At 62.9% G+C, this 5,919-nt stretch carries 4 protein-coding genes and 3 pseudogenes; 3 read left to right on the forward strand and 4 right to left on the reverse strand.

Annotated features, from left to right (window positions below; all coding sequences use genetic code 11):
- Positions 1-114: 114 nt before the first annotated feature.
- On the forward strand, positions 115-1,395 hold the full coding sequence (locus WB528_RS24865) for a TRAP transporter large permease (protein WP_423891693.1): 1,281 nt from the start codon (positions 115-117) through the stop codon (positions 1,393-1,395).
- 32 nt (positions 1,396-1,427) lie between these two features.
- On the opposite strand, the pseudogene WB528_RS24870 reads toward WB528_RS24865, so the two are convergent.
- From WB528_RS24870 to WB528_RS24885, 4 genes and pseudogenes are all read right to left on the reverse strand, one after another.
- Positions 1,428-2,693 (reverse strand): annotated as a pseudogene (locus tag WB528_RS24870) (MFS transporter); the annotation flags it as partial.
- Positions 2,694-2,804: 111 nt separating this feature from the next.
- Positions 2,805-2,981 (reverse strand): annotated as a pseudogene (locus WB528_RS24875) (WecB/TagA/CpsF family glycosyltransferase); the annotation flags it as partial.
- A gap of 134 nt (positions 2,982-3,115) precedes the next feature.
- A pseudogene (gene wrbA / locus WB528_RS24880) lies at positions 3,116-3,439 on the reverse strand (NAD(P)H:quinone oxidoreductase); the annotation flags it as partial.
- Positions 3,440-3,476: 37 nt separating this feature from the next.
- On the reverse strand, positions 3,477-4,175 hold the full coding sequence (locus WB528_RS24885; protein WP_423891695.1) for a pirin family protein: 699 nt from the start codon (positions 4,173-4,175) through the stop codon (positions 3,477-3,479).
- A gap of 114 nt (positions 4,176-4,289) precedes the next feature.
- On the opposite strand from WB528_RS24885, the gene WB528_RS24890 reads away from it, so the two are divergent.
- Both WB528_RS24890 and WB528_RS24895 read left to right on the forward strand, forming a co-directional pair.
- Entirely contained in the window at positions 4,290-5,213 is a 924-nt protein-coding gene (locus WB528_RS24890; protein WP_423891697.1) for a LysR family transcriptional regulator, read from the forward strand.
- Positions 5,214-5,305: 92 nt separating this feature from the next.
- On the forward strand, positions 5,306-5,919 hold a 614-nt coding region (locus WB528_RS24895), incomplete at its 3' end, for a Bug family tripartite tricarboxylate transporter substrate binding protein (protein ID WP_423891699.1).

Below are 5,919 nucleotides of genomic sequence, written 5' to 3' on the forward strand. Positions count from 1 at the left end.
GGGGTCAATCTTGACGCGAAGTACAAAGGGCTGATCGTTAGAACGAAAAACGTGACCCCATCCCGGCGCGCTACGCGTGCCCGACCACGCCTCAGGGGCGAGGCTTAAGCGGTCATGCTGGTCATCCTGTTCCTGGTGCTGTTCTTCGGCCTGCTCGCTGTGGGCATGCCGATCTTCCTTGTGCTGGGGCTTTGCGCGTCGATCCTCTATTTTGCCTCCGGCGAACCGCTGATCGGCGTTGCGCAAGTCATCATCGATCACCTGAATTCGCCGACCCTGATGTCGCTGCCGCTGTTCGTGATGGCAGCGACCTTCATGCGCCATGGCGGCGTCGCCAAGGCGCTGGTCGATTTGTCCACCGCCTGGCTCGGCGGCGTCAGGGGTTCGCTCGGGCTGGTCACGGTGGTTGCCTGCACGCTGTTTGCGGCGATCTCCGGCTCGTCGGTCGCAACCGCGCTCGCGATGGGAACGATTTTGCTCCCCGCCATGATCGAGAAAGGCTATCCGCGCAGCTTCGCGCTCGGCGTCGTCGGCGCGTCCGGCACCATCGGCATCGTGATCCCGCCGTCGCTGGCACTGATCCTTTATGGGATTGTTGCCGAACAATCCGTGCCGCGCCTGTTTCTCGCCGGCGTGTTGCCCGGCCTGTTGCAGGCGGCGGTGTTTTTCGCCTGGGTTTGGTACGATGCGCGGAGGCGGAAATTTCCGGTCGAGCCGAGCCTGCCGTTCGCCGAACGTTTGCGCGTGACGGCGAGGGCGCTTCCCGCGCTGAGCGTGCCGGTCATCGTGCTGGTCGGCATTTACGGCGGCGTTGTCACCGTCACCGAGGCAGCCGCCATTGCCGCCGTCGTGTCGCTCCTGGTCAGTCTCATCTATTACCGCGGCTTCCAATGGTCGGAGACGTTATGGGTGGTGGCAGATGCGCTGAAAAGCGCCGGCGCCATCATGCTGATCGTCGCGACCGCGCTCGCCTTCGGTCACTGGATGACGGCCTCAGGCGTTCCCGCCGAACTCGTCAAATGGGTGTTGGCGCAGCACATGGCGCCGTGGCAGTTCCTGCTTGCGATCAACGTTCTTCTTCTGGTGCTCGGCTGTTTCCTGGAAGTGATAGCGACGCTGCTGTTGGTGTTGCCGATTCTCGCGCCGGTGTTGCCGGCGCTCGGCGTCGACCCCGTTCACTTTTCGATCATCTTCACCCACAACATGGAGATCGCGCTGGTTCACCCGCCTGTCGGGCTGAATCTGTTCGTGCTGTCGACGATTTCACACGCGCCGATCGGCGAGGTCGTGCGCGGGGTGCTGCCGTTTCTGCTTCTGCTGTTGACGGTGCTGATGATCATTACCTACGTGCCCGCGCTCACGATGTGGCTGCCGCATCTGGTGTACGGGAATTAGGCAGGTCGCCGGTTCGAATTCCAGCTGGCGAGACGCACACCCTCCTTGCGCCATTTGCCGAGCACAAACCATGCCGCGCCGAAGCTCGCGATTCCGAGTCCGAAGAATATCCAGCCGATGGCAAGACCACCCGCCTGCAACAGGGCCACGAAGATGGAACCGACCACCATGAACGCCGCCTGCAGGATGTTGCCGGAGGCAATCACACGGGCGCGCTCAGTGGGTGCCGACCAGGCCTGCACCGCCGCAAAAGACGGGACCACGAACAGGCCGCCGCCGATGGCGAACACTGCAAAGTCGATCAGCAGCCGCAATCCGGTGAACGATGTCGCAAACTCCGCAGGCGAAATGCCGGTCCCGTGGACGGTGTGCCCGATGGCCCAGGCCAGGTCGAGGCCGAGGAGACCCATGATGACGGCGCCGATCGGCACCAGCGTCAGATTGGGCCGCACATGGCTTAGACGCGCGGCAATCAGCGAGCCTGCGGCAATGCCGATGGCGAAGATGGCAAGACACAACGTCACCACACCCTCGCTGCCGCCGACAATGTCCTTCACAAGGGCCGGCAAGAGCGAAAGCACAACCGCGCCGACCAGCCAGAACCAGGAGACGATCACCATGCCGTCCCAGAGCCGCGGTTCGCCATAGAGCGTCTTCAAGAGGTGATAAGTCGATGTCCAGGGATTGGCGGTGATAGCGAGATCGGGGGCAGACGGCGTCCTATCGGGAATTTGGGAGGCAAATCCAAAGGACAGGACCGCCAGCAAGACCACGGTGAGCGACACCCAGCCCATGTGGGAGGAACCGGCGACGAGCTGGCCGCCGGCGATGGTGCCGATCAGGATCGCGATAAAGGTCGCGCCTTCCACCAGCGCATTGCCGGTCGCAAGTTCTCCAATCGAGAGCTGATCTGGAAGCATGGCGTATTTGACCGGTCCGAACAGCGCGGCGAAAACGCCGAACAAAGCGAGCGCTGCAAACAACAGCGGGACGGAATGCAGGAAGAAGCCGCCCGCGGCGAAGGCCGCAGCGAAAATCTCGGCGAATTTCAAGCGCCGCGCGACGGCCGATTTGACATACTTGTCCGCAAGCTCGCCGCCGAGCCCCGACAGGATGAAAAAAGGAAAGATGAACACCGCGCCTGCAATCGACACCAGCGAATCCCCGTGTCCGGTGTTCGCGCCATACAGCAGGATGATCACCAGCGCGTTCTTGAGCACGTTATCGTTGAGCGCCGCGAAGAACTGCGCCCAGAACAGCGGCGCGAAACGGCGCGAGGACATCAATTGCGTGATCATGATCCGTCCCGTCGTGCTTGGACCATCACCCTAAATGGTCGGCTTAAGCGATGGAATAGCCTGGAGGACAGAGATACGCGAGCGCTCGCGCAGCGGTTTCGGTCGGCGGCGCTAGTTGCGCAGCGTGACGTGCGATTTCGAGGTGCGACTCCTGTTGAGCAGCAAATACAGCGCGCGGGGGGTCGTCGTCAGATAGCGCCAGAACAGCCGGCGCGGCTCCAGCCAGATTCGCCATGCCCATTCGAGTCCTGCTTCCTGCATCCATCGCGGCGCGCGGGCGCGGCTGCCCCTATGCCTGGCGCCGTGCGGTTATACGTTGACCGTTCAGCGAGTTTAGAGGCCGAAGTTCCATCGCGCCGGTAACAAAGAGGGCGGTCGTGAGAAAACGACCGCCCTCGCGGTTTCGTAGTGAAGTGTCTTACTCAGCCGTGCAGCTTCTTGGCAGCCTCCGCAACGGCGCGGCCCTGATAGCGGGCGCCAGCGAGTTCGTTTTCGGAAGGCTGGCGGCTGCCGTCGGTACCGGCGATCGTGGTGGCGCCGTAGGGGGCGCCGCCCGTCACCTCATCGAGTTTCATCTGGCCGACAAAACCATAATTCAAGCCGACGACGATCATGCCGAAATGAAGCAGGTTAGCGATGATCGAAAACAGCGTGGTTTCCTGGCCGCCATGCTGGATTCCGGTCGAGGTGAAGGCGCCGCCGACCTTGCCGTTCAGCGCGCCCTTGGCCCAGAGACCGCCGGCCCGAGCCGGCAATTCAGGGCTTGGGCGTGGGCGGCATCCGTTACGCGGCGTCGACCAGCACGAGCTCGGAATCTTCCAGCGCGGTGATGATCAGCTTCGTCTCGTCGCGGATCGCGACGCCGTCGCGGGCGTTGACGCCGATGCCGTTGACCTCGACCTTGCCGGCGGCGGGCACCAGATAAAGATGACGCGCCTTGTCCGGCGTGTAATGCGCGCTCTCGCCGGCCTTCAATGTGGCAGCCAGCACGCGGGCATCCGCGCGGATCGGCAACGCGTCCTTGTCCTCTGCCTGTCCGCTGGCAATCGCAACGAACCGGCCGGAGCGATCCGATTTCGGAAACGGCTTGGCGCCCCAGGTTGGCGCACCGCCTTCGGTCACAGGCTCGATCCAGATCTGGAATATCCTGGTCGGCTTGGCTTCCAGATTGTACTCGGAATGGCGAATGCCGGAGCCGGCGCTCATTACCTGGATGTCGCCGGCCTCGGTGCGGCCCTTGTTGCCGAGACTGTCCTGATGCGTGATCGCGCCTTCCCGCACATAGGTGATGATCTCCATGTTGGCGTGGGGATGGGCGGGAAAGCCGGTGTTGGGCGCGATCTCGTCGTCGTTCCAGACGCGAAGCGAGCCGTGGCCCATATTGCCGGGATCGTAGTGACTGCCGAATGAGAAATGGTGTTTGGCCTTGAGCCAGCCGTGATCGGCCGCGCCAAGCCGGCTGAAGGGACGAAGTTCAAGCATGGGGATTTTCTTTCAAAGTTCGCATGACCCTCTGGATAAGCCCGCCGCATATGTGCATAAATAGAAACAATCGAAACACATTGTTTCTATTTATGACCTTTGGGAGAGCTCGGGATGGCCAGGCTTCCGGACTTCGAGGGGCTCGCGATCTTTGCCAAAGTCGTTGAACTGCATTCATTCGCGGCAGCAGCGAATGAGCTCGCGCTGTCGAAGGCCACCGTCTCCAAGGCGGTCGGCCGCCTCGAGCAACGCCTCGGCGCGCGGCTGTTCAACCGAACGTCGCGGCGGCTCGCGCTCACCGATGCCGGCCAGAAATTGTCCGCCCGCGCCCAGCGGCTTCTGGCCGATGGCGAAGCGACGGAGAACGAGGCGCTCGCGCAATCGGTTTCGCCGCGCGGGCTTGTTCGTCTCGCGGTGCCGATGACGTTCGGGATAAAGGCGGTGGCGCCGATCCTGCCCGAATTTCTAAAGGCCTATCCTGACGTCGCCATCGATCTGCACCTCAGCGACGCAACGGTGGATCTGATCGGCGAGGGATTTGACGCTGCCTTACGGATTGCGCGGCTGCCGGATTCCTCGCTGATTGCGCGAAGGCTGTGTGCGATACCGCGTCATACCGTTGCCGCACCGTCCTATCTGAAGCGCTACGGCCGGCCGACCCACCCGATGCATCTCGCGCAGCACAAATGTTTTGGCTACGCCTATCTGTCGACGGCCGATGTCTGGCACTACAGCAACGCCAAAGGCGAGCAGGTGAGCGTGCGCCCCGCGGGTCCGCTTCGCGTCAACAATGGCGAAGCCTTGCTGCCGGCGGTGGTTGCGGGCCTCGGCATCGCCGATCTGCCGGACTTCATCACGGGCGACGCGATTCAATCGGGAGAGGTTGAGGTCATTCTGAAAGGCTGGTCACAGGCCGAAGGCGCGGTACATCTGGTCACCCCGCCCGGCGGTCCGCGTCCGGCGCGTGTCGAGGCGCTGGGAAATTTCCTGGCCGCCCATTTCGGCAATGCAAACCGGTCGAGGCCGCGACGCGCCTGAGGGGTCGTGTGGACGTCCAGCTTTGCCTGCGTGACAGTTCAGGCTATAGGCAGCGACAAATAACAACACGAAAAACGATGGGGGAATTGCCGATGAATAGACGTGAATTGCTAAAGGCAACCGCCGCGGTGCCGCTTCTGTCAGCGATGCGGCCATCGGCGGCGATGGTGGCCATGGAATGGCCCACGCATACGATCTCCATGATCGTGCCATTTCCGGCTGGCGGACAGGCCGATCTGGCGGCCCGGCCGGTGGCATTGGCACTGGAAAATATCTTCGGCAAGTCGGTGATCGTCGACAATCGCGCTGGCGGGGCCGGCGGTGCGATCGGCAATGCGGCGGCAGCGCGCGCCGAACCCGACGGCTACACATTGCTGATGACGTTGTCCTCGCTGGCGGTGCTGCCGGAGGCCGACCGTCTTTTCGATCGTGCGCCCGTGTACGAAGTCTCCCAACTCGCGCCGATCGCGCGCGTACTTGCCGATCCTACGCTGCTGGCGGTACAGGCCTCGGCGCCGTGGAAGACGCTGGAGGATTTCGTTGCAGATGCGAAAAAACGTCCCGGCGAAATTCGCTACGGATCGTCCGGCCCCTACGGCACATTGCATGTCGCGATGGAAATGTTTGCGGCCTCCGCGGGCATCAAGTTGCAGCACATTCCGTTTCGCGGGGCAGCTCCCGCGCTCAACGCGCTGCTGAGCGGGAC

It is taken from the genome of Bradyrhizobium sp., from assembly GCF_049586575.1.
Lineage (GTDB): Bacteria > Pseudomonadota > Alphaproteobacteria > Rhizobiales > Xanthobacteraceae > Bradyrhizobium.